The organism is Streptomyces lothianensis, assembly GCF_047779955.1.
Taxonomy (GTDB): Bacteria; Actinomycetota; Actinomycetes; order Streptomycetales; family Streptomycetaceae; genus Streptomyces.
The window spans coordinates 13,946-40,897 of the sequence record NZ_JBLMKT010000083.1; the positions used below are offsets into that span (position 1 = coordinate 13,946).

At 70.8% G+C, this 26,952-nt stretch carries 31 protein-coding genes; 15 read left to right on the plus strand and 16 right to left on the minus strand.

From position 1 onward, the window contains the following. The first annotated feature begins 22 nt into the window (after positions 1-22). The 9 genes from ACLF6P_RS28885 (at position 23) to ACLF6P_RS28925 (ending at position 8,201) form a co-directional block, all read left to right on the plus strand. Complete coding sequence (locus ACLF6P_RS28885; protein WP_415954362.1) at positions 23-646, plus strand: hypothetical protein; 624 nt, start codon at positions 23-25, stop codon at positions 644-646. A gap of 37 nt (positions 647-683) precedes the next feature. Continuing rightward, positions 684-2,180 carry a hypothetical protein gene (locus tag ACLF6P_RS28890; protein WP_415954363.1) on the plus strand — a complete coding sequence of 499 codons (1,497 nt, stop codon included), beginning with the start codon at positions 684-686 and terminating at the stop codon, positions 2,178-2,180. A gap of 147 nt (positions 2,181-2,327) precedes the next feature. Next, positions 2,328-3,320, plus strand: a complete 993-nt coding sequence (locus tag ACLF6P_RS28895; protein WP_415954364.1) for a deazapurine DNA modification protein DpdA family protein — start codon at positions 2,328-2,330, stop codon at positions 3,318-3,320. Positions 3,321-3,527: 207 nt separating this feature from the next. Then, complete coding sequence (locus ACLF6P_RS28900; protein ID WP_415954365.1) at positions 3,528-4,277, plus strand: Mom family adenine methylcarbamoylation protein; 750 nt, start codon at positions 3,528-3,530, stop codon at positions 4,275-4,277. Continuing rightward, positions 4,274-4,858 carry a hypothetical protein gene (locus tag ACLF6P_RS28905; RefSeq protein ID WP_415954366.1) on the plus strand — a complete coding sequence of 195 codons (585 nt, stop codon included), beginning with the start codon at positions 4,274-4,276 and terminating at the stop codon, positions 4,856-4,858. Before ACLF6P_RS28900 ends, ACLF6P_RS28905 begins: the two co-directional genes overlap by 4 nt. 91 nt (positions 4,859-4,949) lie before the next feature. Then, positions 4,950-5,480, plus strand: coding sequence for a hypothetical protein (locus tag ACLF6P_RS28910; RefSeq protein ID WP_415954367.1), 531 nt, complete (start codon positions 4,950-4,952; stop codon positions 5,478-5,480). A gap of 226 nt (positions 5,481-5,706) precedes the next feature. Further along, positions 5,707-6,636, plus strand: a complete 930-nt coding sequence (locus ACLF6P_RS28915) for a hypothetical protein (protein ID WP_415954368.1) — start codon at positions 5,707-5,709, stop codon at positions 6,634-6,636. A 30-nt stretch (positions 6,637-6,666) separates the two neighbouring features. Further along, complete coding sequence (locus ACLF6P_RS28920) at positions 6,667-6,927, plus strand: hypothetical protein (RefSeq protein ID WP_415954369.1); 261 nt, start codon at positions 6,667-6,669, stop codon at positions 6,925-6,927. A 380-nt stretch (positions 6,928-7,307) separates the two neighbouring features. Further along, complete coding sequence (locus ACLF6P_RS28925) at positions 7,308-8,201, plus strand: replication-relaxation family protein (RefSeq protein WP_415954370.1); 894 nt, start codon at positions 7,308-7,310, stop codon at positions 8,199-8,201. Positions 8,202-8,282: 81 nt separating this feature from the next. Here the strand turns inward: ACLF6P_RS28925 and ACLF6P_RS28930 are convergent, their stop codons facing one another. Both ACLF6P_RS28930 and ACLF6P_RS28935 read right to left on the minus strand, forming a co-directional pair. Next, positions 8,283-9,104: an SDR family oxidoreductase gene (locus tag ACLF6P_RS28930; RefSeq protein WP_415954371.1), complete on the minus strand. Its 822-nt coding sequence runs from the start codon at positions 9,102-9,104 to the stop codon at positions 8,283-8,285. A 50-nt stretch (positions 9,105-9,154) separates the two neighbouring features. Next, positions 9,155-9,808 carry a glycosyltransferase family 2 protein gene (locus ACLF6P_RS28935; RefSeq protein ID WP_415954372.1) on the minus strand — a complete coding sequence of 218 codons (654 nt, stop codon included), beginning with the start codon at positions 9,806-9,808 and terminating at the stop codon, positions 9,155-9,157. 88 nt (positions 9,809-9,896) lie between these two features. Here ACLF6P_RS28935 and ACLF6P_RS28940 point away from each other — a divergent pair, with 88 nt between their 5' ends. Beyond that, on the plus strand, positions 9,897-10,253 hold the full coding sequence (locus tag ACLF6P_RS28940) for a hypothetical protein (RefSeq protein ID WP_415954373.1): 357 nt from the start codon (positions 9,897-9,899) through the stop codon (positions 10,251-10,253). A 44-nt stretch (positions 10,254-10,297) separates the two neighbouring features. Here ACLF6P_RS28940 and ACLF6P_RS28945 read toward each other — a convergent pair whose 3' ends face one another. From ACLF6P_RS28945 to ACLF6P_RS28980, 8 genes are all read right to left on the minus strand, one after another. Continuing rightward, positions 10,298-10,864, minus strand: coding sequence for a helix-turn-helix domain-containing protein (locus ACLF6P_RS28945; protein ID WP_415954374.1), 567 nt, complete (start codon positions 10,862-10,864; stop codon positions 10,298-10,300). Positions 10,865-11,166: 302 nt separating this feature from the next. After that, positions 11,167-12,336, minus strand: coding sequence for a GNAT family N-acetyltransferase (locus ACLF6P_RS28950; RefSeq protein WP_415954375.1), 1,170 nt, complete (start codon positions 12,334-12,336; stop codon positions 11,167-11,169). 14 nt (positions 12,337-12,350) lie between these two features. Then, positions 12,351-12,881, minus strand: coding sequence for a MaoC family dehydratase (locus ACLF6P_RS28955; protein ID WP_415954376.1), 531 nt, complete (start codon positions 12,879-12,881; stop codon positions 12,351-12,353). After that, the gene (locus tag ACLF6P_RS28960; protein WP_415954377.1) at positions 12,878-13,723 is read right to left on the minus strand and encodes an HpcH/HpaI aldolase/citrate lyase family protein; all 846 of its coding nucleotides are present in this window, start codon (positions 13,721-13,723) and stop codon (positions 12,878-12,880) included. The genes ACLF6P_RS28955 and ACLF6P_RS28960 overlap by 4 nt, the downstream gene beginning before the upstream one ends. After that, positions 13,720-13,965 (minus strand): acyl carrier protein, encoded by a 246-nt coding sequence (locus ACLF6P_RS28965; RefSeq protein ID WP_415954378.1) that lies wholly within the window; start codon positions 13,963-13,965, stop codon positions 13,720-13,722. Before ACLF6P_RS28965 ends, ACLF6P_RS28960 begins: the two co-directional genes overlap by 4 nt. Then, positions 13,962-15,023, minus strand: a complete 1,062-nt coding sequence (dmpG, locus tag ACLF6P_RS28970) for a 4-hydroxy-2-oxovalerate aldolase (RefSeq protein ID WP_415954379.1) — start codon at positions 15,021-15,023, stop codon at positions 13,962-13,964. Before dmpG ends, ACLF6P_RS28965 begins: the two co-directional genes overlap by 4 nt. Next, positions 15,020-15,901, minus strand: coding sequence for an acetaldehyde dehydrogenase (acetylating) (locus ACLF6P_RS28975; RefSeq protein ID WP_415954380.1), 882 nt, complete (start codon positions 15,899-15,901; stop codon positions 15,020-15,022). Before ACLF6P_RS28975 ends, dmpG begins: the two co-directional genes overlap by 4 nt. 74 nt (positions 15,902-15,975) lie before the next feature. Then, the gene (locus tag ACLF6P_RS28980) at positions 15,976-16,767 is read right to left on the minus strand and encodes a 2-keto-4-pentenoate hydratase (RefSeq protein ID WP_415954381.1); all 792 of its coding nucleotides are present in this window, start codon (positions 16,765-16,767) and stop codon (positions 15,976-15,978) included. A 182-nt stretch (positions 16,768-16,949) separates the two neighbouring features. Here ACLF6P_RS28980 and ACLF6P_RS28985 point away from each other — a divergent pair, with 182 nt between their 5' ends. Next, on the plus strand, positions 16,950-18,326 hold the full coding sequence (locus ACLF6P_RS28985) for a hypothetical protein (RefSeq protein WP_415954382.1): 1,377 nt from the start codon (positions 16,950-16,952) through the stop codon (positions 18,324-18,326). Here the strand turns inward: ACLF6P_RS28985 and ACLF6P_RS28990 are convergent, their stop codons facing one another. The 4 genes from ACLF6P_RS28990 to ACLF6P_RS29005 form a co-directional block, all read right to left on the minus strand. Further along, positions 18,327-19,082, minus strand: coding sequence for an NUDIX hydrolase (locus ACLF6P_RS28990; protein WP_415954383.1), 756 nt, complete (start codon positions 19,080-19,082; stop codon positions 18,327-18,329). Positions 19,083-19,172: 90 nt separating this feature from the next. Further along, positions 19,173-20,375, minus strand: a complete 1,203-nt coding sequence (gene fxlM, locus ACLF6P_RS28995; RefSeq protein WP_415954384.1) for a methyltransferase, FxLD system — start codon at positions 20,373-20,375, stop codon at positions 19,173-19,175. Between the two features lie 232 nt (positions 20,376-20,607). Continuing rightward, on the minus strand, positions 20,608-20,835 hold the full coding sequence (locus tag ACLF6P_RS29000) for a DUF397 domain-containing protein (RefSeq protein WP_415954385.1): 228 nt from the start codon (positions 20,833-20,835) through the stop codon (positions 20,608-20,610). Next, positions 20,832-21,713 (minus strand): helix-turn-helix domain-containing protein, encoded by an 882-nt coding sequence (locus tag ACLF6P_RS29005; protein WP_415954386.1) that lies wholly within the window; start codon positions 21,711-21,713, stop codon positions 20,832-20,834. The genes ACLF6P_RS29000 and ACLF6P_RS29005 overlap by 4 nt, the downstream gene beginning before the upstream one ends. 440 nt (positions 21,714-22,153) lie before the next feature. On the opposite strand from ACLF6P_RS29005, the gene ACLF6P_RS29010 reads away from it, so the two are divergent. From ACLF6P_RS29010 to ACLF6P_RS29025, 4 genes are all read left to right on the plus strand, one after another. Further along, complete coding sequence (locus ACLF6P_RS29010) at positions 22,154-22,942, plus strand: ATP-binding protein (protein ID WP_415954387.1); 789 nt, start codon at positions 22,154-22,156, stop codon at positions 22,940-22,942. Next, on the plus strand, positions 22,939-23,469 hold the full coding sequence (locus ACLF6P_RS29015) for a hypothetical protein (RefSeq protein ID WP_415954388.1): 531 nt from the start codon (positions 22,939-22,941) through the stop codon (positions 23,467-23,469). The genes ACLF6P_RS29010 and ACLF6P_RS29015 overlap by 4 nt, the downstream gene beginning before the upstream one ends. A gap of 38 nt (positions 23,470-23,507) precedes the next feature. Then, positions 23,508-24,116, plus strand: a complete 609-nt coding sequence (locus ACLF6P_RS29020; RefSeq protein ID WP_415954389.1) for a hypothetical protein — start codon at positions 23,508-23,510, stop codon at positions 24,114-24,116. A gap of 147 nt (positions 24,117-24,263) precedes the next feature. Beyond that, complete coding sequence (locus ACLF6P_RS29025) at positions 24,264-24,551, plus strand: NUDIX hydrolase (protein WP_415954390.1); 288 nt, start codon at positions 24,264-24,266, stop codon at positions 24,549-24,551. A 421-nt stretch (positions 24,552-24,972) separates the two neighbouring features. Here the strand turns inward: ACLF6P_RS29025 and ACLF6P_RS29030 are convergent, their stop codons facing one another. Both ACLF6P_RS29030 and ACLF6P_RS29035 read right to left on the minus strand, forming a co-directional pair. Continuing rightward, positions 24,973-25,932 (minus strand): hypothetical protein, encoded by a 960-nt coding sequence (locus ACLF6P_RS29030; protein ID WP_415954391.1) that lies wholly within the window; start codon positions 25,930-25,932, stop codon positions 24,973-24,975. After that, positions 25,896-26,924 (minus strand): hypothetical protein, encoded by a 1,029-nt coding sequence (locus ACLF6P_RS29035; protein WP_415954392.1) that lies wholly within the window; start codon positions 26,922-26,924, stop codon positions 25,896-25,898. Before ACLF6P_RS29035 ends, ACLF6P_RS29030 begins: the two co-directional genes overlap by 37 nt. Positions 26,925-26,952: the final 28 nt, after the last annotated feature.

The following is a 26,952-nucleotide window of genomic DNA, read 5'->3' on the forward strand; positions in this document are numbered from 1 at the left end:
CGCCCGCCCGGAAGGCTTCGCCATGCTCCGCTCCGAACTCTGCCTCCACGCCCCTTTGTTCGTCGCCCAGGCCGCCGTCAGCAACCACACGGGACTTATCGCCCGGGTCGGGCTCGCCATGCCGGCCGCGCCCTTCGGATCCGCTGCCTGGCAGCTGCCCTCGCTGGTCGCCTACCTTCACCGCCTCCATCAGGACGAGGAAGACCCCTCCCCCGGGCTCTGGCGCGAGCACACCGAACGCCAGACCGGCCCCGTGCCCCGCCCGCAGCGCCGCTATCACGGCAACGGCCTGCACGACCCGGACACGGTGTGCGTGCTCGACATCCAGCTCGGACCGCGCGACGAGGAGACCGGCTGGCCCGCCGCCGACCTCGCCGTCATCGAACAGGAGGAAGGCGCCTGCCCCTTCGGGCGCGTCACCCGCCGCCACGGCGCCGAGGCGATCGCCGCCTACACCGCCGAAGAGCTGACCGCCGAGCACGCCCGGCTCATGGACCGCACCCGCCAGCGCCAGGACGCCTCCTTGGCGCGCCTCGCCGAACTGGCGCAGCGCGCCGCCGACTGGGCGGACAAGGTCCGCGCCGCCGCGCACGCCGACGCCGTCCGCGTCCAGGCCGCCAAAGCCCGGGCCCGCATCACCCGCTGACCAGGACCACTCGCCGCTGCCCGTGGAGGTCTGCGCCATGTACGAGTTCGAGCCCGTCTCTCCGACCTACGCCATCTCCGAGGCCGTTGTCGCACACCGGCTGCGCGGCGACGCGCGCCTTCGCGCCGACCTGCCCGGCGGCTACCGCCTGACGTTGCGGACCCGCGAGCCGGGCGGGCCGGTCCAGACGGCCCTGGCCGCGCCGTCGCCCACCGGGCCTGCACGGATCTGCACCGCGCGCATCAGCGCGCAGATCCCGACGCCCGCCGTGTCGAGGATCCTGGACGCCGTCACCCGCTATGCCCCGGCCCTGCCCGATGCCCGCGACGCCCAGCCGCCCCGCGGGGCCGTGGCCCGCCTGCTCACCACCGGCGCCCCGTTCCGGCAGCCCGGCGAGCCGGGGCTGTTCGTCCAGTTCGGACCTGCGCAGGCCTGGCTGGACGGTCGGCGGCTCAGCGTCACCCTGGGCGCCCCCGGTAGCGGGCTGAGCCTCATCCTGGGGGGTCCCTGGGACGCGCCGTCCACCGCGCGTCTCACCGCCGTCGTCCTGCGTGAGCTGACCGACGCCGAGGAACTCGCCGGCCACGTCGCCTCGTTGCTGCCGCCCGGGCCGTGGCAGGTTCTGTCCGACCAGTGGCACCCCGATGCCGCTCTGGTCCTCCCCTCGTCCCGGCGCTGGGACCCGGAAGACCCGCTCGGCCGTCGCGTCTCCCGAGCCCTGCGCGAGCTGCAGCACGGACTGCGCGCGGACCGGCCGGACTGGGACTTCCAGGAGCTGATCTCGGCCGAGGGGTCGGCCGTCGCCTTCCGCGTCACTCCGCGCGATCGCGCCGTCCCCCGCCTGGTCCGCACAGTGGTGGGCGACGGCGCTTTCGGCTCGGGGGAGTTGGGGAACACCCGCACGTCGTTCCTGCCCACCGACCTTCCGGCGTTCCCGTGCCTGGCGCCGGATCTGATGCCGCGCGCCGTCACGTCGCCCCTGGACCTCTACGTCGCCCCCGAGCCCGAGCGGGACATGTACGGCGTGAAGGTGGAGCTCGGCAGCTGGCGGTATGTCCTGGATTCCCAGGTCGTGTTCTACGGGCCCGGCTGGTACCCGTTCCACCAGCACGTGACGCGCCTGGAGAGGGACCCCACCGCGCCGCTCAACGACCGCTTGGTGCCCACCGGCCGCATGGTTCCCGCCGCGGTGCGGATCTGCCCTGACGTCGAGAACCGCTCCTGGCGCAACGAGTACGTACGGCTCACCCCCGTCGACCACCGCGTCGCAGCCCGGCTCCGGCTGTACGCCGGGGATGAGCAGGGATGCCCTCTCGTGCGCACCGTCACGCTGCAGATCGACCTGAGGGCGAGGCGGGTGACGCTCCCCTGCCAGATCCCCGAGGGCCCGCTGCGCCACCAGGCCGCCGTCAAGGGCGAACGGATCCTCGCTGTCCTGGCAACCGCGCTGCAGGAACGCGACCACGGTGCGAGCGAGCCGGGAGCGGTCCTCGGGCCCTGGGGTCGCGGCGACCCTCCCGGCACGGATGCCTAACGCCGCGCGGACGGGCGCAAGCCTCACGATCACCGGCTCGCCCCGCCGCCACGGCGGCGCCCGGCACTTCGCATCACAGCCGGTCCAGGGGCGGCAACCCCTGGACCGGCCCCGCTCACCAACTCACCCACGCCCTGAGGAACTCCCGTGAACGCCACACTCACCGCCCCGGCCCGCCGGATGTCATCGCCGCAGGCAGACGCCCTCTTTCCAGAGACGTGCACCTGCACGGCCGCCGTCCGCTACGCCTGCGGCCACTGCTACCACGATCAGTGCCTGGACTGCGGGTTCTGTGCCGTGGGCAGCTGCGTCTGTCACTGCGAGTACGGTCTCGGCTTCCACCCGGGCGACTCGCCGTCCGAGGGCCCGATGTTCTGGCTCGGCGGACATCACGCCAAGTCGCTGTCCGCCTGGGGCGTGCCGATGTGCGTCTCACGCTCCGCGCTGATCGGCCGCGCCACGCTGCCGCGCGCCGCCGAGGATTGGGTGTACGACTCGGGAGCCTTCTCCGAACTCGACAACCACGGCGGTTGGACGATCGGCCCGCACGCCTACGTCCGCGAGTTGCGCCGTCTTCGCGACGGAGTCGGCAGGCTGGTCTGGGCCGGTCCGCAGGACTGGATGTGCGAGCCCGACATGATCGCCAAGACGGGGCTCACGGTGCGTGAGCACATCGACCGCACGGTCGGGAACTTCGTCGACCTGATGGCCGAAGACCCCGGCGTCGACATCATCCCCACCGTCCAGGGCTGGCTTCCGGCCGACTACGAGTTCTGCCTGAACCTGTACGACAAGCGCGGCGTGCGGCTGGCCGACTATCCGCTGGTCGGGGTCGGCTCCGTCTGCCGCCGCAAGTCGGTCAAGGACGTCGAGGCCGTACTCGCAGCCGTGGCCGCTGCCGGGCTGCGCCTGCACGGCTTCGGGCTGAAGACCCAGGCCCTTCAGTCGTGCGCCGAGTACCTGGCCTCCGCCGACTCCCTCGCCTGGTCGCGCGATGCCCGCTGGAACGATCCGCTGCCCCAGTGCGAGGGCAAGCACAAGAGCTGCTCCAGCTGCGTGCACTGGGCGATGCGCTGGCGCGAACGCGTCCTGAACGTGCTCCATGCTCCCCGTCAGCTGATGCTCCCCTCGACGACCTGAACCCTCACCGACTGCCGGTCCGGGGCGGCAACCCCGGACCGGCATCTCTCACCAACCGACCGCTCCGAGAGGGCCACTGTGATGTCTGCCTACGAACAACCGCCGCTCGATTTCGGCGCCGTCTGCCAGCGGTGGAGGAACCGCCGGCACAGCTGGAGGCCGGCTGGTGAAGGCGGCTTCGACCCCGATCGCTACCGCGTCCGCGAAATGCCGAACGACCTGGTCCACACGGCGAAGGCCTTCGTCCTCGCCCACCACTACAGCGGCTCGTGGCCCGCCGTCCGCTTCGCCTACGGCCTCATCGACACCGCCGCGCCCCCGGCCGGCCAGTTGGTGGGGGTGCTCACCCTGGGCATCCCGACCCAGGCAGCCGTACTCACCTCGGTGTTCGGCCGACTCACGCCGTATGAGGAGTCGCTGGAGCTGAACCGGCTGGTGTTGCTCGACGACGTACCGGCCAACGCGGAGACGTGGACACAGGCGCGCGCCTTCCAACTGGCTGCCGCCCGGGGCATCCGCGGGGTCATCGCGCACTGCGATCCCGAGCCCAGGACACGCCTCACCGCCGACGGGCCCGAGACGATCTTCCCCGGCCACTACGGGACGATCTACCAGGCCAAGGGGATGGACTACCTGGGCAAGACGCGCCCGCGGCGCCTGACCATGCTGCCCGACGGCTCGGTCCTCCACGACCGCGCGATGTCCAAGGTCCGCAACAACGAGCGCGGCCGCGGCGGGGTCGAGCGGCGCCTGGTCGCCCTCGGCGCTCGCCCCCGTGAGGAGGGCGAGCCGGGCAGGGTGTGGCTGACGGAGGCCCTGCACACCGTCCGCGCGCAGGGCGTGCACCACGGCGGCCACCACCGCTACGCCGCCTACATCGGACCGCGCACCGGCCGCCGCCTCGCCGTCACCTCCTACCCGTACCCGAAGGCCGACCAAGGGGGTGCGGCCGCATGACCGCCGTCGCCCGCGTCGCAGCCGGCCTCGGCTTCGAGGGCATCGAGCTGGTCATCAACTGGGGATTGGGGGTCGACTCGACTGCGTACCTGGTGAAGATGCTGGAGGACCCGGCCGCTCACGGAGTCGACTTGGCCCGCACCCTGGTCATGCACCAGCTCACCGGAGACGAGTGGCCGGCCACCCGCGCCCACGCCGAGGAGTTCGTGCTGCCGCTCCTTCGCGAGCACCGGGTCAGGCTCGTTCAAGTTGCCCGGGCCAGCCGTGCGTTGGAGATCGCGGTCATGGACGACTCCCGGCAACCCGAGCGGATCATCGACCGCGGGCCCTGGGCACTGTGGGACGAGTATGAGGCGGGCGGCACGGTTCCCCAGCAGGGAGGCATTCGGCTCTGCAGCCTGCACGCGAAGGGCGAGGTCGGTGACGCGCTGATCGCCCAGGAGATCGGCGACCGGCCGTTTCGGCAGGTGATGGGGTTCAACGCCGATGAGACCGTCCGCAGTCGTCGGGATGCTGCGGCGAGCAAGAATCCGCTGCGCCGGGGCGTGTACCCCTTGATCGACTGGGGGTGGGGGGCGTGATCGGTGCGAAGCGTTCCTGTACGAGCGGTTCGGCGTGCGGTGGGAGAAGAGCTACTGCAGCTTCTGCTGTTTCCCGGTCTCGATGGGCGCCATGGCTGACCACCTGGACCGGATGCGTGCCCACCCGGAGATCGCCGGACGCGTGCTGCGCCTGGAGTACACCTCCGTCAGCCTCAACCCGCAGGCGAAGCTGTTCGGCCGGCGCAGCCTGCTGGAGCAGTTCGACCCCGGCCGGGCCGCGGACCGCCCCGTCCTCGCCGCGTTCGAGGAGGAGCTCACCTGCCCGTGGGCGCTGTACCACGTGCGGAGGATCCTGCCGGTCTCCAAGGCGGACCCCGCCCGGCGGGGGCGGCCGATGCGCTCGGTGGAGCAGGTCCACGTGGGCCGCGCCTCCGCTCTGGGCCGGAGGCTGCGCACCGTCTCGGAACGGCACGGCTACCCCGTCGAGGTCGATGAACGCTACGGGCGGGTGCGGGCGTGGATACAGCGGCGGGAGGCGGAGCTGCCCACAGTCGAGGAGCTGATGGTGACGGCTCCCCATCACGTCCGGGACAAGCAGGTGCCGCGCTTCGAACGGGAATGGAGGGCACATTCCTGGCATGGAGTGGGCCGGCGCGATTGACACCCACCCATCAAGAGCGCCATATTGATTATGCGAACGCAGCGGCAAAAAGCGGTGGGCGGCGGAAGGCACCCTCGTACGAGGGTGTCGACCCAGGGCGGCAACCCCGGCCGAACGTCCCGCCGACCACCATCACCAACTCGACCCGCCCGCCGGCGCGTGAGCACCGAAGGAACAAGAGGAGCAGGCCCTCAGTATAGGGCCGCCGCCAGAACCGGAGAGTGCAATGACCAAGGCCCTCAACCCGCAGCGTCGCCTCGTCGGCGGCCGCGCCGTGGTGAACCGCGACTGGATCCGCGAGCTCACCGGCGCCAGCGTCGGGACCGCGGCCCGCTGGTACAAGGTGCGCGACGAACAGCCCAAGGAGCACCGTCACCCGGAGAAGGAGCGCATCGACGGGACCGACTTCTACGACGAGCAGCAGTTCCGGGACTTCTACGCGTGGTTCCAGGAGGAGAAGGCGAGCAAGGTCCTCAAGGCCGACCCCGAGCTGTACCAGGCCGACCCGGAGGATGTCGTCTCCATCAACACGGCTGCCAAGTGGCTGGGCTTCAGCGGAGCCTCGGCCATCCGCAAGTACCTGAAGGACAACCCCGACTACTTCCCGAAGCCCCTCGCCGAGCCGGTCGAGGGCCCGACCGGCCGCATGATCCCCGGTTTCCGCGTCGGCGACCTGCAGGACTTCGACAAGAGGCGCACCGGGGAGAAGCTCGGCAAGGCCGGCCGCCGCCCGGGCCCGCAGCCCGAGGCGCCCGTCGGTCGGCCTTCCGCTCTCGAGGAGGTGCTCGCGGCCGAGCTGAGCGCCCACGCCGGCGGTGAGCCGCTCACCGCCACGCAGCTCGCCGAGCGGTTCGCCGTCGAGGCGATCGAGCGCGGCGGCTACCGCCCGGGCCTGGCCACGGAACTCAGCGTGCAGTACGGGGGGCCGCAGAGGTCCTGGGAGTGGGTCGTGCGCAACGCCCTCGAGCACCACCCCGCGACGGCGCCTCCCCGCAAGGAAGCCGACCGGCGGGCGGCCGTTGCCCTGGCCGCCCTGCGCGAGCACGGCGACGTCCGGGGCCTTGCCGCTTCCCTCGCCCGCGAGCACGGCGGCAGCCCCGACGTCTGGTCGCGCGCGGTGAACGCGGCCCGCCGGCTCTCCGACCCCACGACCTGAACACTCCCACCTGCCGAAGGACGATCCCCCATGCCCAGCTATCAGCTCCGCGACACCGCCACCGGCCGGCTGCTCGCCTGCGGCCTGGCCGACTACGCCGCGGCCGAGGCCGCGGCGGACCGCCTCGACGACGAACTGGAATGCGACCTCGCAGCCAACGGCGAAGGCACCGGTCGCATCCGGCTGCGCCTCGACGTCGAGAAGGTCACCGCCGGCAGCACTGAAGTCGTCGGACACCACGTGCTCCTCCTGGGCGTCGACGACCCCGTCGACCCCCTGCCCGCGCTGTAGCCGGCAGCGTTTGCCCAGGACCCGCGATACGCCGATCGAACACCAGCTGCCTCGCTCCCCCACGCTGCCTCCCGGCTCAGGCCGGGACCCGACAGCCGCCGTCAGGACGATCGCAGAACACGGACACAGGCTGGACAGGTAGCCCGCGGTCCCATCTCGTCGGGGAGCACCAATGAGATAACGGGGGCGCAGCACACAACCGCGGCCAAGCCTCGGTCGGGCCGACCACAAGCCCGACCACGGCTTTCGTGTCCTCATCGTGACCATGGTTGGGCGCATTGGTCGGGGGTCTGGTCGGGGGCCACGGTTTCCCTAGGTGGTAGCAACACCCGGTTCTGACCTGCTGGTTCGACCGATTCGCCCGCCCCGAAGGAACACCAGTGACTGCTACCTCTGCCGTGTACACTCCCCGGCCCGACGAGCCGCTGCCCCATCAGCTTCTGTCCGCGCTCGCCCAGCACCGGATGGCCACCACCCGCCAACTGCACACGCTGCTCCGGCCGAGCATTACCCGCCAGGCGGTCTCCGACCCACTGAACAAACTGCGCCGGAAGGGGTTCGTCGACTACACGGTGCTGCCCAAGTCCAATCTCACCCGTGTCTGGTACCTCACCGGCGAGGGCGCCCGCGTGGCCCGTGATTTCCCAGCCTTGCGGGGGCGCCCGCCGTACCCGATCACCTCCACAACGGCCGCCTCGCTCAAGACCCCGCACACTCTCACCGTGGTCCGCGGACATCTCGCCTTCCTTTCCGACGCCCGCAAGCTCGGCCACGAGCACGGCCCTTGGGACTGGACCCCCGAGGTCGCACACCCCATCGGCGAGGGCGAGCAGCTCATCGCCGACGCCGTCATGCATTACGCCCTCACCGACGGTGAGCGCCGCCGCAAACTCCGCGCGTTCATCGAGGTCGACCGCAGCACCATGGGCAGCGAGCGCCTCGCCGCGAAGCTCATCGACTACGCCCGGCTGTTCCGCTACGAAGCCCCGACGGTCGGGCGCCGCCGTCCCAGCTCACCGGGACCGGCGTGGCTGCGCTGGTATCCGGTGTTCCCCCGCGTTCTGTTCGTCCTCACCGGAGCCGGCCGAACCCGACTGAACAACCGCATCGGCGACCTGCGCGGGATGGCCCAGCAGCACCCCCTCGTCGCAGCACTCGGCAGAGAGGTCTCCCTGGGCGCGGCCGTACTCGAAGACATCGAGGAGATCGGCCCGTCCAAGGCCTTGTGGGTTCCACTGACCGGCGGTGAGCCGCGCCCGTGGACCGAGCTGTGACTGTTTGTCTGAGCCGGCGCCCGTCCATCGGACCACCCAGTCGACTCCACGAGGCTGGTCGCCGGTCATCCCCGTTGCCGGTCACGGGGTCAGGAAGTCCGGAGCTCCGCGCAGCACAGTGTGCAGTTGACGCTGGGTCGCGTGACTGTGCAGGCGCACGTCCAGGGGCCCGGGGAGCCGACTGTCCGCTCGGCGCGCCGTGCGGATCCTGGATGGGTCGAGTCCATCGCGTCGGGCGATGAGAGTGCCGAGTTCGTACCGGCTCACCGGCACCGCACCACCGAGGTGGTGCACACCGGCAGCATCGCTGTCCGCCAGTTCCAACAGCGCGGAGGCCAGGTCCGCGACATGGACCGGGCAGCGGATGTCGTCGGTGAACAAGGCACCTTCGGCTGCACCTGTGGCCAGTCGGTGTACCAGGCGTTCGTGTACGGACCGGCCGTGGCCGATGATCAGCGACGTGCGGGCGATGACGGCCGTGGGTTGGACCGCGAGGATCCCGGTTTCTGCTGCTGCCTTGGCTGCACCGTACGGAATGATCGGGTCGGGATGGGCGGACTCGTCGTACGTGGTGTCCGTGCCTGAGAAGACGGCGTCGGAGGACACCTGAACCATGCGGGCGCCGTGCTTGGCCGCGATCATCGCGAGATGGACGGGGCCCGTAGCCGTGACCGCCCAGTCAGACCCACCGCTCGACGCGTTCACAAGCAGGCGCGGGCGCACCTCGGACATGACGGCGTCCACGCGCTCCAGATCACGAAGATCAAGGTGATGCCACTCGGATTCGGAGGTATCACGGGGTCGACTCGCGTACGTGGCGGCCGTGAGATGGCCGGCCGCTGCCGCCTGTCGGATGAGTTCGGTCCCCAGAAAGCCGCTGCCGCCGACGATCAGAACTGTCATGGGCGACCACGGTAGACCGGCCATGCTGTCAGGGCGGGCCAAGTGGTCCGTTACAGAACGGGAGGCCTGCCTGCCGCGGTGAGGCGGAGCACGGTGTGCCAGCTCATCGGCTTGCGTGGCTGATCACGGCGCTGTGCCCAGCCTTCGCGCAGGCCTTCGAGGGATTCGCGGCCGCCTCCGCGCAGCGACCGTACGGCGGTGGCTGCGGTCCAGAAGCCGAGGTAGAGCGGAATCAATGGTCGCGGGAGGTTCCGGTAGGCGACCCATACGCGGTTTCTGGCGGCGAGCCGGTAGAAGCGGGCGTGGCGCGCGGGGCTGGTGAGCGGGTGGTGCATGCGGATGTCTCCGGCGTACCAGCCTGTGCGGCCGAGCGACCAGAGCTTGTAACTGAGGTCGAGTCCTTCGTGGTAGAGGAAGAACTTCGCCGCCCATCCGCCAACTTGGTCGAATTCGCGGCGACGGACCACGACGACTCCTTCGGTCATGGTCGTGATCGCGCCGGGCCGTTCGGGGTGTGTGGTGCGCAGTCGGGGGACCCACCGACGTGGGGTGGTGGTGTCGTCGGGTCCCGTCAGGCGCGGCTGAATGTAGGCGGCTTCGGGGTGTGCTTCAGCTTCGGCGACGAGGCGGGCGAGCACGTCGGGGGTGGGGAAGGACGCGTCGTTGTCGAGGGAAAACAGGTACTCCGCTCCACGGCGCTCCATGGGCGGCGTCGTGTGGCCCGTGGAGCGCGGTTCGGGCTCTGACAGGCCTGCGTCGCAACTTCCTGGCCCGGCGGCCGTTGACCCGATCATGAAGCGACTGATCCTCGCGGCCGCCGTCGCCGCTCTCGCCCTGCCCGCCGCCCCGGCTTCGGCTGCACCGTCGCCCTCGTCGGCTCCTGCGCTGCCGACGGCGGCCCGTTGCATCGACGTGGAGGTCACTGGCCGCACGGTGGCGGTGCGCCGTCCTGCAGGTGATGCGCCCGTGGCCAAGGCCGATTCGCCGATCGTGCGGTACGTGCACCGTGGTGATGTCCTGCGTACGTGTGTGACCGCGGTGGACCGGACCGAGAGCGGTCCCGCGTACCGTAAGTGTGGCAAGGGCGGTTGGACCTGGTACATCGTGCGGGGCGGGCAGATCCCCACCACCTGCGCCCGACCGGTCTGAGCCGGCACTGGGGCACCTTGAAAGACGCCGGGCCGCCCTCGCGCTCACTGTCCCCGAAGGCGTCGTCCCTCGCGGCCCAGTTCCTCGATCCGGGCGGCGCGGTCGGGGTCGGCCTCACGTAGGCGCTGCCACCCGCGTTCGAGTTCCGCGAGGTACTGCTCGCGGGTGTGCTCTTCGGCGGCGTCGAGGCGCTCCGGGGTCACGCCGAACAGCGGTGACGCCCACTCCTGCCAGGCGGCCCAGCGGTCTTCGTTGCGGTCGTAGCGGGCGCGGGCGAGGCGCCCGCGCCGCCCGGTGGTCTCCACCTGGCGGTAGGTCTCCTCGGCCATGCCGAGCGTGCGTGCCATGGCGGAGCGGCTGCGGCCGGTGAAGATGCGCAGGTGCGCGAGTGTCTCGCGCTCGACGGTGCACAGCGCGGCCGGGTCGACGCCGACGGCGGCCGCCAGCCGCGGCAGGATCTCCGGGCGCGGGGTGCGCGTGCCGGCCAGGTAGAGACTCACGGCGCGTTCGCTCACCCCGGCGGCCTGGGCGATCCGGGCGACCGAGGTCCCGGCGGCGGTCCGGGCTGCGCGGAGCTTGGCTGCGTCGAAGCCGTACGGGGTCTCGCTCACACCCTGCTCCTACCCACTGGTGAGTGGTTCGTTCGGGGTGAACGAACCTTCGTAGGGCCGCGTCTATGAAGGCTTGTTCAGGGGTGAACGAACCTTGAGCCTCCGGAGAGACTGGGAGTTCATTCACCCTCGGCGTGTACGTCAGGCGGCGGAGCAGGTGGGACGCGCCAGAACGCGGCAGCACCCCGGCTACTGAGGGCCGGGGTGCTGCTCCTTGTGGTGGTCGGCGATGGGGGGACATCGCCACCGCGGTCAGGATGGCACTGCGCAGGGTCTGGGATCCATCGATCGGACTGGCGCGGCTAGAAGTGGTCGGGCAGCCACGGTTCTCGTTCTGCGGTGGCGCGGACCAGCGTGGCGAGGGCCTTCTCCGAGACGGTCTGGACGCCGGTCATGCGTGCGGAGGCGGCGGAGCGGTAGCCGCCGGCGTACCAGACGGCGAGCTGGCGTCGGGTGAAGGTGACGAGGCCTTCGACGCTCGTGGGGGTGAGTTCGGCTTTGCCGTCTTTGGTTTGGAGCATCCACCGGTCCCAGGTGTAGCCGGTTTCGTTTTCGATCTCGATCGGGACGTGGGTGGTGAGGTCGGCGGGCCAGCCGCGCAGGCGGATGGCTTCGGGGGTGTCGAGGATGCGCAGCATCCAGGGGTGCCAGGACTGGGCGGTGGGGCGGAAGCGGTGGAGGTTGTGCAGGAGCGCGGGGTAGGGCGGGAGGACTCCGCGGCGGAACTCGATGGTCTCGGCGCGGGTGTTGTGGCGTCCGAGGAACGCGAACATGGCCGCGGCGGTGGCTTCGGTGGCGGCCCAGAAGTCGTGGACCACGAGGTTCATGCCGTGCCGTTCTCGGCGTTGGGTGGCGAGGGAGAGCAGCCCGGCGGTGGGGTGCCCGGGCCGGCTGAACCGGTAGGTGGTGAGGTTGCTCTTGTTCTGCTTCCAGGCCGCCCACCAGGCGGGGCGGTGGACGGGGCCGTTCCACTGCTTGGCGAGGTCGCGTTGCAGGTCCTGGGCGTCGTCGGTGAGGCCCGGCTGGATGTCGAAGGCTGCGCTCATGAACGAGCGGGCGAGGTCGTCGGTGGGCACGGTCCAGCCGAAGACCGGGGTGGGGGCCTCCCATCCGAGGCGGCGGGCGTAGCCGTTGGAGGCGGTGGAGTGCACGGAGATCACGGCGCCTTGGTCACGCAGCGGGGCCAGGCGGGCGGCGGTCATGCGCGTGGCGAGGTGCTGGCCGCGCTCCTCTGGGGCGACGCAGCCGGCTCCGAGGCAGGCGGAGGGGACGGCGGCGCCGCCGAAGTACTGGCCGGCGACGAAGCCGAGGCCGCCGGCGATGACGCGGCCGTCGCGCAGGGCGACCTGGAGGTCGGCGTGGTCGCGCAGGGCGGTGATGTCGCCGACGCGGTGGCCGTAGGCGCGGGTGGCGAGTTCGTCGTACTGCTGCCACCGGTCGTCGTCGGCCGGGGCGAAGGTCAGGGTGCTCATGATCGCCTCGCGTTCTAGTAGTGGGTGGCGTCGCGGACGCGGTCGGGGTCGGTGGGCACGAAGAAGGTGCGGGTGAAGGACAGCACTTGGGTGCCGTCCTGGTTGTGGCCGCTGGTGCGGCAGGTGACGATCCCGCGGTCGGGGCGGCTCTTGGAGCGGCGGCGGGCGGTGACTTCGGTTTCGGCGTACAGGGTGTCGCCGACGAACACGGGGGCCTCGAACCGGACGGCGTCGAGGGCGAGGTTCGCGATGGTCAGGCCGCTGGTGGAGCGCACGGTCATGCCGGCGATGAGGTTGAGGGTGACGCCCCCGCAGACGAGGATGCGGCCCCAGTGGGTCTGGCTGCTGTAGTGGGCGTCGGTGTGGATGGGGGCGACGTTGCCGCTCAGCGCCGTGCCCATCAGGTTGTCGAATTCGGTGACGGTGCGGCCCGGCCGGTGCTCGATGACCATGCCGTCGGTGAAGTCGTCATAGCCGAGGCCGATCGTCTCGCGGATCCGCTGGGTGTCGATGCGGCGGTATCCGGCGGGCAGGGGGGCGCTCACCGTGCGCCGTCCACGTCGTCGACCAGGGCACGCGCGGCGGTGAAGAACGGGGTGCCGACCATCTGCCCGTCGACGGCAGTCACGCTGTTTGCGCTGGCTTCTCCGGCGGCGACGATGGCCCGGGCGCGGGCGATCTCCGCCTCGGAGGGAAGGAACACGTCGTTGATGACGGCGGCCTGGCGGGGGTGGACGGCTCCCTTGCCGTAGAAGCCGAGTTCCTTGGCCTTCTGCGCTTCGATGCGCAGCGCGTCGGGGGCGTCCAGGTGGTAGACGGGGGCGTCGATGGCGGGGAGTCCGGCGGCGGTCGCGGCGTTGACCAGGGCGGCCCGCACATAGGCGAGGGCGTCCCAGGTGAGGTGGCAGCGGACGGTGGCGGCGTAGTCGGCGGAGCCGAACACCACACCGCCGAGGCGGGGCGCCGAGCAGATCGAAGAGAGCTTCTCGAAGGCCTTCGGGGACTCGATCAGGGCCCAGACGTCGGGGGTGTAGCCGGGGGCGTCCAGGACGGCGGCGACGAGTTCGATGTCGCGGGCGGATTCGGTCTTGGGAACGAGGACGAGGTCCGGCTTGGCCGGGTAGGCGGCCATCGCCGCCAGGTCCTTGATGCCGTCGAGGGTGAGCGGGGAGTTCATCCGCACGCCCAGCGTGGAGGAGGCGGTGTCCGCGGCCTGGAAGAAGCGGTGGGCGGTGGTGCGGGCCTGGTGCTTGTCGGCCATGGCGACGGAGTCTTCGAGGTCGACGAGGGCGACTCCGGCGCCCGCGGTCTGCGCGGTGGTGAAGCGTTCGGGCCGCAGCGCCGGGGTGATCATCCAGGCGCGGCCCGGGTGGGTGCGGGTCGTCATGACGCGGACCTTTCCTTGTCGGCGGTGCGGGATCGGATGAGCTGGTCGAGTTCGTGCAGGTGGGTGAGGCGGTTCAGTTCGGCGTCGCTGACGGTGATGCCGTGGCGCTCTGCGAGGAGGACGGACAGTTCGACGATCGCGAGGGAGTCGATGCCGGCCGCCTCCAGGCTGGTCTCGGGTGTCAGCTGGTCGGCGGGGACGTTGAGGTCGTCGCGCAGGATGGTTTCGAGTTCGCGGATCATGCGGGGATCGCCTTTCGGGCTCGGCTGCCGGCTGGTGCGGGCGTGTGGAGGGTGCGGGCGACGTCGGCGATGAGGTCCTCCTGGCCGGCGACGGCCTGCCGCTCGCCGAGTGCGAGGAACAGGTCGAGGGGGTCGACGCCCTCGCGGCGGGCGGTCTCCAGGACCGGTTTCCGGAAACCCGAGAAGACGCCGGCCAGGCCGCTGATGAGGCTGACCGAGTCGATGACGGGCTGGGCCTTCATCAGCCGGTCCGCGGCGATGTCCGCGGCGGCCAGGACCTGGCGCAGGTCGATGCCGGTGACCTGGCCGCGGCGCTCGAGGACGCAGGCGAGGACTTCGAGCGGGGTGTTGCCGGCGCCCGCGCCGAAGCCGCGGGCCGTGGCGTCGATGATCTGCGCTCCGGCATCGACGGCGGCCAGGGAGTTCGCGACGGCCATCGACAGGTTGTTGTGCCCGTGGAAGATCACGGGCACGTCGACGGCCGCCACGATGGCGCCGATGCGGTCGGTGACGTCGGTGGGGAGGTAGTGGCCGGCGGAGTCCATGATGCCGACCGCCTGGGCGCCTGCCTCGGCGAGCAGCGCGCACTGGCGGGCGAGAGTCTCGGGGCTGGTCATGTGGCTCATGAGCAGGACGCCTTGGGCTTCGGCCCCGAGGGCGCGGGCGACGCCGAGGTGGTGTTCGGCGACGTCGGCTTCGGTGCAGTGCGCGGCGATCCGTACGACGTCGGCACCGAGGTCGACGGCCGTACGCAGGTCGTCGGCGGTGCCCCAGCCGGGGGCCATGAAGACGCCCATCCGCGAGCGGGTGAGGGCGGCGCGGACGGTCTTGAGCATCACGGCGTCCGGGAGTTTGGCGCGGCCGATCTGCAGGCTGCTCGCGCCAAGGCCGTTGCCGTGCCCTACCTCGACGACGGGGACGCCCGCGGTGTTCGCGGCGGTGGCGTACGCGGTCAGCTGGTCGATATCGAGCTGGTGGGCGACGGCGTGGTGCCCGTCGCGCAGGGTGGGGTCGTGGAGCTGCACGGCGGGCTGCAGCGGGCTGCTGGCGGCGTTCATGAGCGCGCTCCTCGCGGGCAGGCGGCCGTGTGCTGCTCGGCGAGCAGCAGCGCGGCGGCGTTGATGATGTCCAGATTTCCGGCATAGGTGGGGATGCGGCCGCCGGTCGCGGTGACCTCGACGGCGACCGTGAGGCGGCCGTCTGTCGCGGTGACGGCGGTGACGGTGAAGCCGGGGGCGAAGGCTCGAACCGGCGCGGCCGCGGCCGCCACGAGGTCCGCGGCGTCGGCGGGCAGGTCGGGGGCCAGGACCGTCATGACCACCCGGAACGGCGGCGCGGGGTGTGCGGGGCTGAGGTTGACGAGCGTCTTCACCGCGGGGACGCCGGTGAAGGCGCGGATCGCGCTCTGCGTGGTGGTGATGTACTCGTCGAGGTTGTCCCGGGTGGCCCGTCCGGCGCTCGCGCTCGCCCCGGTGGACACCACCTCGATGTAGGTCGGCCGGCAGTGCCGGGACAGGGCGTGCAGGATCGGGATGGCTGCCTGGCCGCCGCAGCTGACCAGGTTGATGTGCCGGGATCCGGCCGCCTCCTCGCCGTTGACGCTCGGCACGACGATCGTCCCGCCCCGGGTGGGCGTCAGGTCGATCAGCGTCGTGCCGGTGGCGGCCAGCGCCTGCCAGTGGGCTTCGTGAGCGGCCGCGTTGGAGGCGTCGAAGACGACATCGAAGGGGCCGGACGCCAGCACGGCGCTGACGCCGTCCGCGGAGGTCGCACAGCCCAGGTCGGCCGCCCGGGCAAGACCCCGGCTCTGCCTGCTGCGGCCGGCCACCAACATCAGGTCCACGTGGTCGGAGCGCTGGATCTTGTCGGCAAGGTCGATGCCGATCAGTCCCGCGCCGAGCACCGCAGCGCGCGGACGCCGTTCGCGTAAAGGCATGCCAAATCTCCCTTTCACCGGGGCATGGGTTACGGGGTTCCGGCGGCGGGGGCCGCCGGCGGACAGAGGTGGTGTCAGCAGGTGCGCAGCGTGACGGGCGGCAGGTGCGGGGAGTCGACGCGCACGGTCGCGGCCGCGGGGAGCGGGAGGCTGGCGTGGACGGAGCCGGCCAGCACCAACTCCCCGGCCTTCAGGCCCGTGCCGCCCTCGGCGAGGCGGTGGGCGAGCCAAACAAGCGGGCGCAGCGGGTCGCCGAGCACGGCCCGGCCCTCCCCGGCCGCTGCCTGTACGCCGTCGACGGACACGACCAGGCGCTCCGCGCACAGATCCACCGCCGGGTCGTACGGCAGTGCGGGGCCGGCGACTACGCGGGCGCAGGACGCGTTGTCCGCGATGCTGTCCGCGACGGTGATCCGCCAGCTCGGGTAGCGGGTGTCGATCACCTCCAGTGCCAGGCACACGGCGCTCACCGCGCCTCGCACGTCCGCGAGCGTCACCTGCGGTCCGCTCAGGTCGCGCCCGAGACGGAACGCGATCTCCGCCTCGATGCGCGGCTGCAGCAGGCCGCCAAGGGCGAGCGTCGCCCCATCGCGGAGCAGCATGTCGTCCAACAAGACGCCCGAGTCGGGCTCGTCGACGCCCATCTGCTCCTGCATGGCCTTCGAGGTGACCCCGGCCTTGTGCCCGATGATCCGGGCGCCCTTGGCGATACGGTGGGCGATGCCGGCGGCCTGGATCTGGTAGGCGTCCGCCAGACGCAGCACGGGCCGCTGCTCGCTCAGGGCGGGGACGGGAATGCGGTCCCGCTCGGCTGTGAGCAGGGCTGCGGCCGTGTCGTCGATCCAGGCAACTCGCGGCGTGATCACAGGGATTCCCTTCGCCGGACTCGAGGAGGCCTCGCTGGGCGCCGATGGCGCGCGCGGCCTGGGCCACGGTTCCGGTTACCCGGGTTCCGGCGGCCTGATAGTGAGTCAACCCGCGAGCGGCTGTGGGCGGTACCGTGGCGGGCAGGGCAAGCGGTATACGCCGTATATCCGGGCAGGTGCTGATGACCAGACGCACGCCGAACCAGCAGCTCCGCGACCTTGTCGCCGAGTCCGGCTACACCTACGAGGCGTTAGCCAAGGCCGTGCGGGCCGTCGCCGCCGAATGCGGCCGCTCCGTACACACCAACAAGAGCAACGTGGACCACTGGATCGCCGGCGCCGTCCCACGCGGGGACACCGGCCGCTACCTCACCGTCGCGTTATCGAGGCGCCTGGGCCGGTTGCTCACCCTCGCGGATCTGGGCCTCCCGGATACGAGCGGCGCGGCGGACAGTGACACCATCGACATGTCCCTCGATCGGGATCCGCTGGATGCCCTGCTGCCGATGTGGAGGCACGAATTGGACCGGCGCCACTTCTTGACGGCCTCCGCGTACTCCGTGGCCGCGGCCGCGCTGCCGCTGTCCCACGTCGCGGACATCGCCGCCCGTACGCAGGCAGCCCGCACCGGCCACATGGTCGGCATGGCCGAGGTCGAGGCGGTCCGCGACATGATCCGCGCCTTCTCCGACATGGACGAGCGCCACGGCGGACAGCACGGCCGCAGCGCCCTGGTCACCTACCTGCGAGACGACGTCGCCCCGCTGTGCCGGGCCCGGTTCCGTACCAACGACGTGCGTCAGCAGATGCTGTCAGCGGCCAGCCGCGGCGTGCACCTGCTCGGCTGGAAGTCCTACGACGCCGGCCAACAGGGCCTCGCCCAGGCCTACTACCTGCAGTCGTACGCGCTCGCCGCCGAGTCGGAGATCGCCGGCCAGGACGGCTTCGTGATGCGCACCATGGCGATGCAGGGCCTCAAGCTCCATCGCCCGGAGCACTGCCTGACCCTCGCCGAAACCGGCCTGACGCGGGCCCGGGGGCGCGTGGACGCAGAGACCGAGGCCTTGTTCCGCGTGGTGCACGCGCACACGCTCGCCAAGACCGGCAAGCGCCGCCGGGCGCTCGCCGAGGCCGAACTGGCCCGCGAGCTCCTGGTGAACGCGCCCGGCGACGAGGTGTCGTTCTGGGCTCTGACCTGGGGCCCGCCCGCCGCGTCGGTGTACTCGCGGACCGCGAAGGTCTACGAGACGCTCGGCGAGCACAGGGCGGCGGCCGAGCAGTACGCGCTCGCCGCGAAGGCCCGCCCGGCGCAGACCTACGCGCGGATCGTCGCGCTCGACCTGGTCGCGGGCGCCGAGATGCACCTCAAGCGCGGCGGCATCGAACAGGCCTGCGCCACCTGGCACCAGGCCATCGACCACATGGACGGCGTACGCTCCGTCCGCACCCGCAAGGCGGTCCGCCGCATCCGCGGGGACCTCGCCCGGTTTAGGGCCCGAGGGCTGCGGTGCGCGATCGACCTCGACGCGCGGGCCCGCGACTTCCTCGCCGCGTCCTGATCAACCACCGAGTCCTGCGGGCGGCTGCGCGCAGCGGGCGACGAGCGGCTCCAGGTAGTCCGCGTGCGGGCCGACCAGACCGGCCAACTCCCGCGGCGCGCGCACCAGAGCGAGTTCGTCGAGCTCCGGCTCCACTCCGCGGGCACGCTCGACGGCCGTGACGGCTGCGAACGCCTCCCGCACCTCCGCCTCGGGCAGGGTGGGGGACTGGTAGGTCACCCCGACGCTGGTGTTCTCGCCGCGGGTGACCGCGAACAGCCGCAGCCGGTCCGGGGCAACGTCGATCCCGAGCTCCTCGGACAGCTCCCGCGCTGCCTGGGCGGCCAGCGCGGTCTCGTCCAGCGGGGCGCTGTCCTTCGGAGGCTCGACCGAGCCGCCGGGCAGCTGCCACCGTCCCGGCGCGGCCGTGGACGGCGACATGCGCGCCACCACCACCCGCCCGTCTACGGTCGGCTGAATGACGTTCACGAACAGCGAGCCCAGCGCGCGGCCGCCGGGGACACGGCGCAGCGCGTAGTGCCGGTAGGTCACTGGCGCCCAGCGCAGGTGCAGCACGTGCGGCTCGGCCCACTCCACCCCGGCGCACGCCACCACGGGCCCGTCGAACAGCGAGGGATTCGCGCGGACCGCCGCGTCCCACACCCGATCCCGGGCCTCGGCATGCTCCGGTGAAGGGACCGGCACCGGGATCTCCGACAGGAGAAGCCGGTGCGCGTCAAAAAGGTCAATACCTGCCAAAGGCGCAGTCTTGGTCACCGGGGGATCCTAGGGGACACGAGCCGTTTTGGGTGTCCGCCTCAGAACGAAACCCAGCTGCCACCCTGCTCCCGGTCCTGCACCTCATGTTCAGTACGACAGCGTGATGCGACTGTCCTGCTTGTCGATGTGGCGTTCCGTGCCGGAGGCAGTGTGGCCTTTGACGGGGGTAATAATGATCTGCGGTGTGGCTGTGCGGTTGGTGCCCCATGTGTTGATGTGCGTGATCAGGTCTTGGGCCAGGGCCGGTCCGTTGGGCCCGTAGCCGGCGGCGCCGAGGCAGAAGGGACGTTCGGGGTCGGTGCCTTCGCGGGCGAGGATCAGGTAGGCGAGGGAGCCGTGGGCGACGAGGGCCGGGCTGAGTGCTGGTGCGGCGGGGCGGCGTACCCCGCTCTCGATGGCCTGGGGGATGACTTCGATCCGGCAGACGCGGTCGTCAGTGGCGGAGGCGCGGAGCCAGATGCCGTCGAAGGATTCCTGTCCGCCGATCCGGGTCTGTGACCAGGCTTCGGTGGCCGGTTCGGTGAGCAGGTCGGTCAGGGTGCGCGGGTTGATGTCCTGGTCCTGGTCCTGGTCGTAGTGGATGCGTACGGTCTGCTCCGGGTTCAGGGCGGCGGTCTTCTCGCCGTCTTGGCCGATGATGGGGACGAATCCGCACAGTTCCACGCTGTCGGAGATGAGGGTGTCGCCGCGGCGGGTGAGGGCGACGGAGCGGGTCTGGCCGCGCCAGCGCAGCGGGAGGGCGAGGCGGCCGCCGTCGGCGAGCTGGTCCCACCAGGTGGTGGGTACGTCCCAGACGCCGACGGTGGCGATGATCTTTGTGTAGGGCGCGTTCTCGGGGGCGCCTTCGAGGCCGTTGCGGTGGATGATCTGGACGTGGGGGTATCCGGCCTGGTTGAGGGTTGTCCGTGCGTGCAGGGCGACGTCGGCGTCGATGTCGAGGGTGGTGACGTGTCCTGCTCGGCCGACGAGTTCGGCGAGCAGGGCGGCGTTGTAGCCGGTGCCGGCGCCGATTTCGAGGACGTTGTCCGCGCTCCGGGCCTGGAGCTGGGTGAGCATCATCGCGACGACAGTCGGGACGGAGGCGCAGGACAGTGCCTGCGGTCCGGCCGGGTTGTCCTTGATGGTGACGGCCTGGTCGCGGCAGGCGTCGGCGAGGCTGGCGCCGGGCAGGTGGGCTTCGCGGCGGACGTGGCGCAGGACGCGCTCGACGTCTGCGGGGAGTGGGTGCTGCGCGGTGATCTGGTCGACGAGCCGGTTGCGGAACTGCTCGGCGGTGGGGTTCTGGTTCACAGCGGGGTCTCTTTCAGCCGAGGAGGCGGACGGCTTCCAGGAGTTCGCGGTGGCCGCGGCGCATGAGCTGGGCACCGATCCCGGTGAGTCCAACGATCCGCCTCGACGACAAGCGCCCTCTACACTGTGCTACGCGCTGTCGAGGCCCGTATCGGCAGCGAGCTGGTAGACGATAGCTGCCCCCTCACTGCGACTGAGGGGGCAGCTATGTTCGGTATGTGGAGATGGTCGATTAGGCGCGGGGGGCGAGCTCGCCCTCGCCGAGCGACGTTACGAAGGTGGTCCACGCCGACCGCGGGAAGACGAGTGCGGGGCCCGCCTTGTCCTTGGAGTCGCGGATGCCTACCTGGGGCGCGAGGTCCGTGGCCTCGACGCAGTTGCCCTCCGCGCCGCTGCTGTATGAGGACTTGAACCAGGCGTCGTCGGGTGCCAGGTCGGTGGACGTGCGGGTTCGGTTCACGGTGTCAACTTTCGTTCCAGGTCCCGGTGGACTTCATCAATGAAACTCGGCGTCTCGTTGGGGGCGAGCGCCGCGGCCCGCAGGGCTTCAAACCTGCGGGAGTACCGGCCGACGTCGGGCCTCTTGTCGGTGATGCTGGCCTGGCCTCCGGGCTGGTCGGCCTGGACGATCTTTCCCAGCGGTTCGCCCATGTCGAGCAGCGCGAAGTTCTGGCTGGCCCGGTAGCCGGTCGACGCGGCCGGCAGTATCTGAACCGTCACGGTGTCGAGGGCCGCCAAGCGCTTGATCTCCTCGTACTGCTCGGCCATGACTTCACGACCGCCGATCGTGCTGCGGATGCTGTCCTCGCTCATGATGACCCATAGGTCGCGCGGGTCTTCCTTGGTAATGAGCGCCTTGCGGGCCATTCGCATTTCCACATGAGCGTCGATGAACTCGGTGGTGGTCTCGTCGACCCCCTTCGCGGACAGCAGGAGGTCGCGCGCGTACCGCTCGGTCTGCAGGAGTCCGAAGACGAGGGACGGCTGCCACGCTGCGATGGACACAGCGTCTGTCTCCATTCCAACGTACTCGCGCATGCCCTTCGGCAGGTGGGCGGAGTACGGGACCCACCATCCCTCCTGGAGCGACTCCCGGTGGATGACGAGCAAGCTCTCGACGACCTCGTTGTCCCTCACCTCGTAGTGGGTCAGGAGGTTCTTCAAGTCGGTCGGATTGGGGAGGCTGGTCCTGCCCTTCTCGACGCGCCACAGTTTCTCGGGAGAGAAGCCCAAGGCCAAGGCGACATCTTCACGCCTCATGCCCAGGCCCTCTCGCATCCGGGTGAGCACCTTGCCCAGATGAACCCGCCTGCTCGTCGGCCCCTTCGGTGCGGCCACTCGTCATCCTCTCCGTCGTGCCGAGGCACGCGCCCCTTGAGTCGGGTCTGTCCGTCCCGGAGTCCCGTACATGCGTCCCTGAGTCCGGACCGTGCTTCCCCAAGTGCCGTTTGAGCGTCCCTGAGTTGGAAGTGTGCCACCCCAAGCTCCACTTGCACAGCCAAGAGTCAAGTCAATCGCATATGCCATTCGGCGTGAAAATTGCACGGCGTCTTGCACGTCAACTGTGCCATGCAACACAGTAGTTGAACCACGACAAGGCGTAACCAGAGCAGTCGGGTTCCCGACTTTGCTGTGCCCGAGTCGTGCCAGTCCCTTACTGGCCGTCCGGAGGTCCCGGAATGACACCCCCCGCACTCGCCCGCCCGGAAGGCATTCGTACTGCCCTTGAGCTGTCAATCGAGCGACACCCGCACCCTGGAACTGACGAGCTCTCGGACGTGGACGCACTCTGGCCGCAGAGGCTGCGCCGCATCGCTCGGGCCAGCTTGATCAGTTGGCGTCTGCCCGCCCTGGTGGAGACGGCGGAGCTGTTGCTCACCGAGCTGGCCACCAACGCCCTCCGGCATGCTCACGCCCAGGAAATCGGCGTCCGCATGTACGTACGGGACGGCAAGCTCGTGATCGAGGTACGCGATGGCTCACCGCTCGTCCCCGTGCCGCGCAGCGCTGGGGCCGACGACGAGAACGGCCGTGGTCTTCTGCTCGTCGAAGCACTGGCCGATTCGTGGGGTGTCAGCCCCGACGGCACAACGACATGGTGCAGCCTTTCCCTGGTCAAGAGCCCGTCCGGCGTGAAGACCGACTGGGCGGCCGCGCCGCTGTTACGCGAGGCGCTGCTGGACCTGCCTGCGACTTCCAGCGCCGTGACGGTCGCTCGCGTCTCCGGCCGGACCAAGCTCACGATGCTCGACTGGCCCGGGAACGGGCACGCGGCGATCGCCGTACTCAGTGCCCTCGTCGACAACGCCGTGACGTACGGGCTGCCAGAAGCCCCTGCCCAGGGCTTGTCTGCCCGCCTCGGCGTCACCGAGGCGGAGGAACTCGTCATCGACGTGACCGACCCGAACCCGAAGTTCCCCGACTTCACCGAGGCTGTCAGCGGCACCATCGGCCGTGGCTTGTGGCACGCCCGGCAGCACGGGGCTCAGCTCTCCTGGTTCGTCCCCGCCGACGCCGAAGGCAAGACGGTACGGGCCACCCTCCGACCGGGACGGGTGGAACTGTGAATTCTCCAGCCGCGATGCCGCCCACCGGTGTCGAGGCGCCGCTGGTCGAGTCTGCCGGTGCACGGGTGCCGGCCGCCGACATGGCCGACCTCGCCGACATGATCCGCACCCTCCTGGCGGTCGACGCCCGCCGTGACACCCCCGTCCGCCTGGGTGGCGGCCTGTTCGATGTCGTCGTCACCGGCTCGGGCGCGGAGGCGTACGCCGCCGTGGACCTGATGGACGCGCTCCAGGGCGGATGCGGTCCCGTGATCGAGGATCCCGACGCGGGATGGCTGTACTGGCTGGTCCCGCCCGGGTCGTCCGCCCGGTGGGAGCCGCACCCCTATGCCGTGTGCCTCACCACGCCGCACACGATCATCCTCCCCCCGCTGGGCCGGTCGAGACCGCCGGGTCCGTACTGGCACCGGCCGTCGGCCAGCGACCGCCTCGTCCCGGCGGGACCGCTGCGCGAAGCGCTCACGCAGCTGCAGCCCGAGCCGACCCCGCACGCCGCGCTCGCTGCCTGGCTCGGCGTCGAGTTCTAGACATCCATCCTTCTGCCGCAGGTTCCGGGGGGAACATCGTGCACCGACCAACCGCGCCGTACGTGACACCGTGGACCGGGGAGAGCCCAATACCCGCGGCCGTAACGGTCACCGGGTCCGGCGTCGCCTACACCGATCCCGTCCAGGACGGCCTCGCGCGCGACCCGGACGGCGTGCTGTGGACGCTGTGCACCGGCACGGCCACCGGCAAGCCGCAGTACGCGGCCGAGCTCCACCCCGAGCGGCAGCGCACCGCCATGGAAGCGCTCCTGTGCGCCTGCTGCAGGCAGCCGGCCGACCGTAACAAGCAGGGCATGCTGTGGGTCCTGCCGCTCCTCGACGACGCCGAGGAAGCGTGCTGGGACGGCGTGCACTCCGCGATCCCGCCCATGTGTGAACCGTGCGCCGTGCTCGCGCCGCTGTGGTGCCCGCGGTTACGGGAAGGGCATGTGCAGCTCCGCGTGCGTGAGGCCGAACGGATCGGCGTGCACGGCACGCTCCACCCGCGGCCCGGCAGCCCAGACGTCCCCGACCCGGACGCGCTCGTCCTCTACGACTCCGCCGACATGCCGTTCGTCGTCGCCCGCCAGGTCGTACGCGAACTGAACTGCACCACCGTGGTCGCCGTCGTGGCGGCCGCCTGCTGACGCCTGTCCGGCCGCCGGTCGAGCAGCGCTCCCGCCGCCGGACAGGGCAACACCCCCGGCGCGGGACGGCCCCCGGCTCGTGTCCACCGCAGTCAGGTTCTGCCCGCGCCGGGTTCCACTCTCGACCCGACCGATCATGAAGGAAACATGACCGACCTTGGGATGCCCTACGTTCCCGAGCAGAAGCGCCGGGACATCGGCGGGGGTGTCGGCTACGCGTTCAACGGGCAGCACTTCGACGCCCCGGCCAACCACAGCATCGAGGAGATCGCGGACACGCTCACCGCGCCGCTCTCCACGATCGTGGAACCGCACAAATGCGCGGGCCTGTCCTGGCACCCGTACGACCAGCTCCCGGACAACACCGTCCCCTACAACGCCCTGGGCATCGCGCACTACCTCAAAGGCGAACCGTTCTCCGTACACGGCTGGTAGAAGGCTCCACCCGCTCCTGGGCGGTGAGGCGGGCGGTCGGCCGCATCTGCCAAGATCTCACCCGGTTCAAGGCACGCGGGCCGTGGTGCGCTATCAACTCGAAGCACGAGCCCGTGCTTCATCGCCGCACGCGGATCAGCCGCCGAGCCCTGCGAACGGCAGCGTGGCGTGAAGCGGGCGCCGAGCGGCTCCAGTTAGTCCACGTGCGAACCAGACAGGCCAGCCACCATCGCCTGCGAGGCAACGGGACGCCCGCTCCGGCAGAGCGGGTACAGGGCATCGGAGCGGCGCGTACGAAGAGTGCGGGGCGCCGGCTGCGGGCACGGCCAGGTCTGCTGGGCGTTGCGTGCCCGCGCGCGGAGACAGCAGCCCCCGGCCGGCCGCCTGTTTCCGACTGATCCGCGGGCCGCCGTCGGACGACTCACTTCCGGTCGTCCGGCGCCTCGCGCCGCGACGGACCTCTGAGGGCATCGGATGGGGCTTCGATCTCTAGTCGTTCGGTGTGCTGCGTATCAAGACTGTCGAGGATGTCAGCCGCATGCTGGTGGGCCTCGATCGCGACCTGAAGGTCACGTTGCACGTCGTCAACCAGTGGGCGTAGGTCCGGCGATGGCTCGATCGGGCGCTCGTTGTCGCCGTGGGCGGGTGCGGTGTGTGAACGTGCTTCGAGGTCCATGACCGCGGCGCAGGCCTGCACCGACGCGCATGTGAGCTCTTCAAGCTGCTGGGCGGATGCAGTGCTCGCGGTGTCGAGGTTCTCATGTGCGGCGATGGCCAAGTCCCAGAGCAGCTCGCGGCCGAGCCGGGCGGCTGTCCGGCATTCGGCGAGTCCGCTCTCGGCCGCGGCCGCGTCCAGGTCCATCTGCAGGTCGAGGTAGGGCGCGAAGTCGCGTACGGCGCCGTGGTCGTCGATGACGACGGTGTGCCGTCGGGCCCATCGGTCGATCTGCCCGGGCAGGAACTCGGTGAGCAGGGGCGCGACGAGCGTGAGCGGCATGGCGGCGGTGAGTGGCAGGAGTCCGTCGATCAGCAGTTTGCCGACGAGGAACAGGCTGCATGCTGCGGCGAACACGGTGGAGATGCTGAAGGTGAGCGTGCGGTGCGGCGTGTCGGGGTCGAGGGTGAGGAGGGTGGCAGGCGGGCGGGTGAGCCATCGCCGTGCGATGCGGGTCCTGCGGGGCGGGTTGGGCGGGGTGACGCCGATCTGTACGAGCTGGATGACGTCGCGCCGGCCGGGCACGGCATGCCAGCGGGTCCAGCCCCAGGGGGTTCGGATGTCGCGGCGGGCAACGGTGCGGTCGTGGCTCGGGTTCATCGGCAGCAGCTCCAGGGGCGCGTCGGGGGTCAGGCGGTCGCGGGGTGCGGGGCGCAGGTGGTGCACTGGCCGGTGCCGCCGGGGTGGGCGCGGCGTCGGCTGGGGCCGGTGCAGGTCTGGCAGTGCGGCCAGTCGAGGCACACGGGGCACAGGTTGCTGTCCGGGGCCGGTCCGGGGCGGCCGCATCCTGCGCACTCGGGCAGTACGCGCAGGGTGAGGGCTTCGGCGACGGTGCGGTCGGCGGCAACAGTCCGTCCGGCTCGGGGTGCGGGATGCGGCCGCGGGGATGGGGTTGGTGGCGGGGTGGAGCGGGCTTCCCGCAGCCGAGCGGCGATGATCGCGCCGACGGAGGTGAGGACCGGCTCGGGCAGCGGGCGGCCGGTGATGATGTGCTCCAGCTGCTCGAGGGTCCAGCCGTCCTGGAGCATGGCGGTGGCCACGTGTCCCTGGTCGCGCAGGGACGCTCCGGTGAGCAGGAGTTCGGGCCTTCGGGCGCCGATGGTCAGGAGCAGCTGAACGCCGGGGGCGTTGTCGCCGGTGGAGTCCGGTTCGTGTTCGCGGGCGCGCGCGTCACGGACGGACGGATGGGGGTTGTTCTTCTGCTTGGTGGTCTTCTTGAGCTTGGTGTTCTTTGTTGCCGGATCACCCTGTGCAGGTTCAGCCTGTGCAGGAAAACCCGTCTTAGGTTCTGGCCTGGGCGTTCCTTGTGACGCGGGTGTGGTGTCGCCGAGGAGGTCGTAGAGGTGGGCCGGCATGTCGGTGATGGCGTAGACGGCGTCGCCGAGGGTGCCATCGGGGCGGCGCTCCCGGTCGCGGGTGAGGTATCCGTGCTGCTCCAGCTCGCGGAGCCCGCTGGTGACAGCTTCGCGGCCTTCCCGTCCGCGGCGCGCGATTTCACTCACGGTGATCCGCCAGCCGTCGCGGTGGGTGGAGATCAGCCCGAAGATCCCTTTGGCTTTGAAGCTCAGCCGCGGGTCGCGGAAGAGGGCGTTGGAGATCTGCGTGAAGTGATCGGCTGCCATCGCGCCGCGCTGGATGCCACGCCCGAAGCCGCTCATCGGGCGACGCCCGTGACTTGGGCAAGCG

Excerpts from the sequence above, each read along its gene's own strand:
- ACLF6P_RS28885 (WP_415954362.1), top strand. The coding sequence starts at position 23 with ATGCTCCGCTCCGAACTCTGCCTCCACGCCCCTTTGTTCGTCGCCCAG.
- ACLF6P_RS28890 (WP_415954363.1), top strand. The coding sequence starts at position 684 with ATGTACGAGTTCGAGCCCGTCTCTCCGACCTACGCCATCTCCGAGGCC.
- ACLF6P_RS28900 (WP_415954365.1), top strand. The coding sequence starts at position 3,528 with ATGCCGAACGACCTGGTCCACACGGCGAAGGCCTTCGTCCTCGCCCAC.
- ACLF6P_RS28905 (WP_415954366.1), top strand. The coding sequence starts at position 4,274 with ATGACCGCCGTCGCCCGCGTCGCAGCCGGCCTCGGCTTCGAGGGCATC.
- ACLF6P_RS28910 (WP_415954367.1), top strand. The coding sequence starts at position 4,950 with ATGGCTGACCACCTGGACCGGATGCGTGCCCACCCGGAGATCGCCGGA.
- ACLF6P_RS28915 (WP_415954368.1), top strand. The coding sequence starts at position 5,707 with ATGACCAAGGCCCTCAACCCGCAGCGTCGCCTCGTCGGCGGCCGCGCC.
- ACLF6P_RS28920 (WP_415954369.1), top strand. The coding sequence starts at position 6,667 with ATGCCCAGCTATCAGCTCCGCGACACCGCCACCGGCCGGCTGCTCGCC.
- ACLF6P_RS28930 (WP_415954371.1), bottom strand. The coding sequence starts at position 9,104 with ATGACAGTTCTGATCGTCGGCGGCAGCGGCTTTCTGGGGACCGAACTC.
- ACLF6P_RS28935 (WP_415954372.1), bottom strand. The coding sequence starts at position 9,808 with ATGGAGCGCCGTGGAGCGGAGTACCTGTTTTCCCTCGACAACGACGCG.
- ACLF6P_RS28940 (WP_415954373.1), top strand. The coding sequence starts at position 9,897 with ATGAAGCGACTGATCCTCGCGGCCGCCGTCGCCGCTCTCGCCCTGCCC.
- ACLF6P_RS28950 (WP_415954375.1), bottom strand. The coding sequence starts at position 12,336 with ATGAGCACCCTGACCTTCGCCCCGGCCGACGACGACCGGTGGCAGCAG.
- ACLF6P_RS28960 (WP_415954377.1), bottom strand. The coding sequence starts at position 13,723 with ATGACGACCCGCACCCACCCGGGCCGCGCCTGGATGATCACCCCGGCG.
- ACLF6P_RS28965 (WP_415954378.1), bottom strand. The coding sequence starts at position 13,965 with ATGATCCGCGAACTCGAAACCATCCTGCGCGACGACCTCAACGTCCCC.
- dmpG (WP_415954379.1), bottom strand. The coding sequence starts at position 15,023 with ATGAACGCCGCCAGCAGCCCGCTGCAGCCCGCCGTGCAGCTCCACGAC.
- ACLF6P_RS28975 (WP_415954380.1), bottom strand. The coding sequence starts at position 15,901 with ATGCCTTTACGCGAACGGCGTCCGCGCGCTGCGGTGCTCGGCGCGGGA.
- ACLF6P_RS28985 (WP_415954382.1), top strand. The coding sequence starts at position 16,950 with ATGACCAGACGCACGCCGAACCAGCAGCTCCGCGACCTTGTCGCCGAG.
- ACLF6P_RS29025 (WP_415954390.1), top strand. The coding sequence starts at position 24,264 with ATGACCGACCTTGGGATGCCCTACGTTCCCGAGCAGAAGCGCCGGGAC.
- ACLF6P_RS29035 (WP_415954392.1), bottom strand. The coding sequence starts at position 26,924 with ATGAGCGGCTTCGGGCGTGGCATCCAGCGCGGCGCGATGGCAGCCGAT.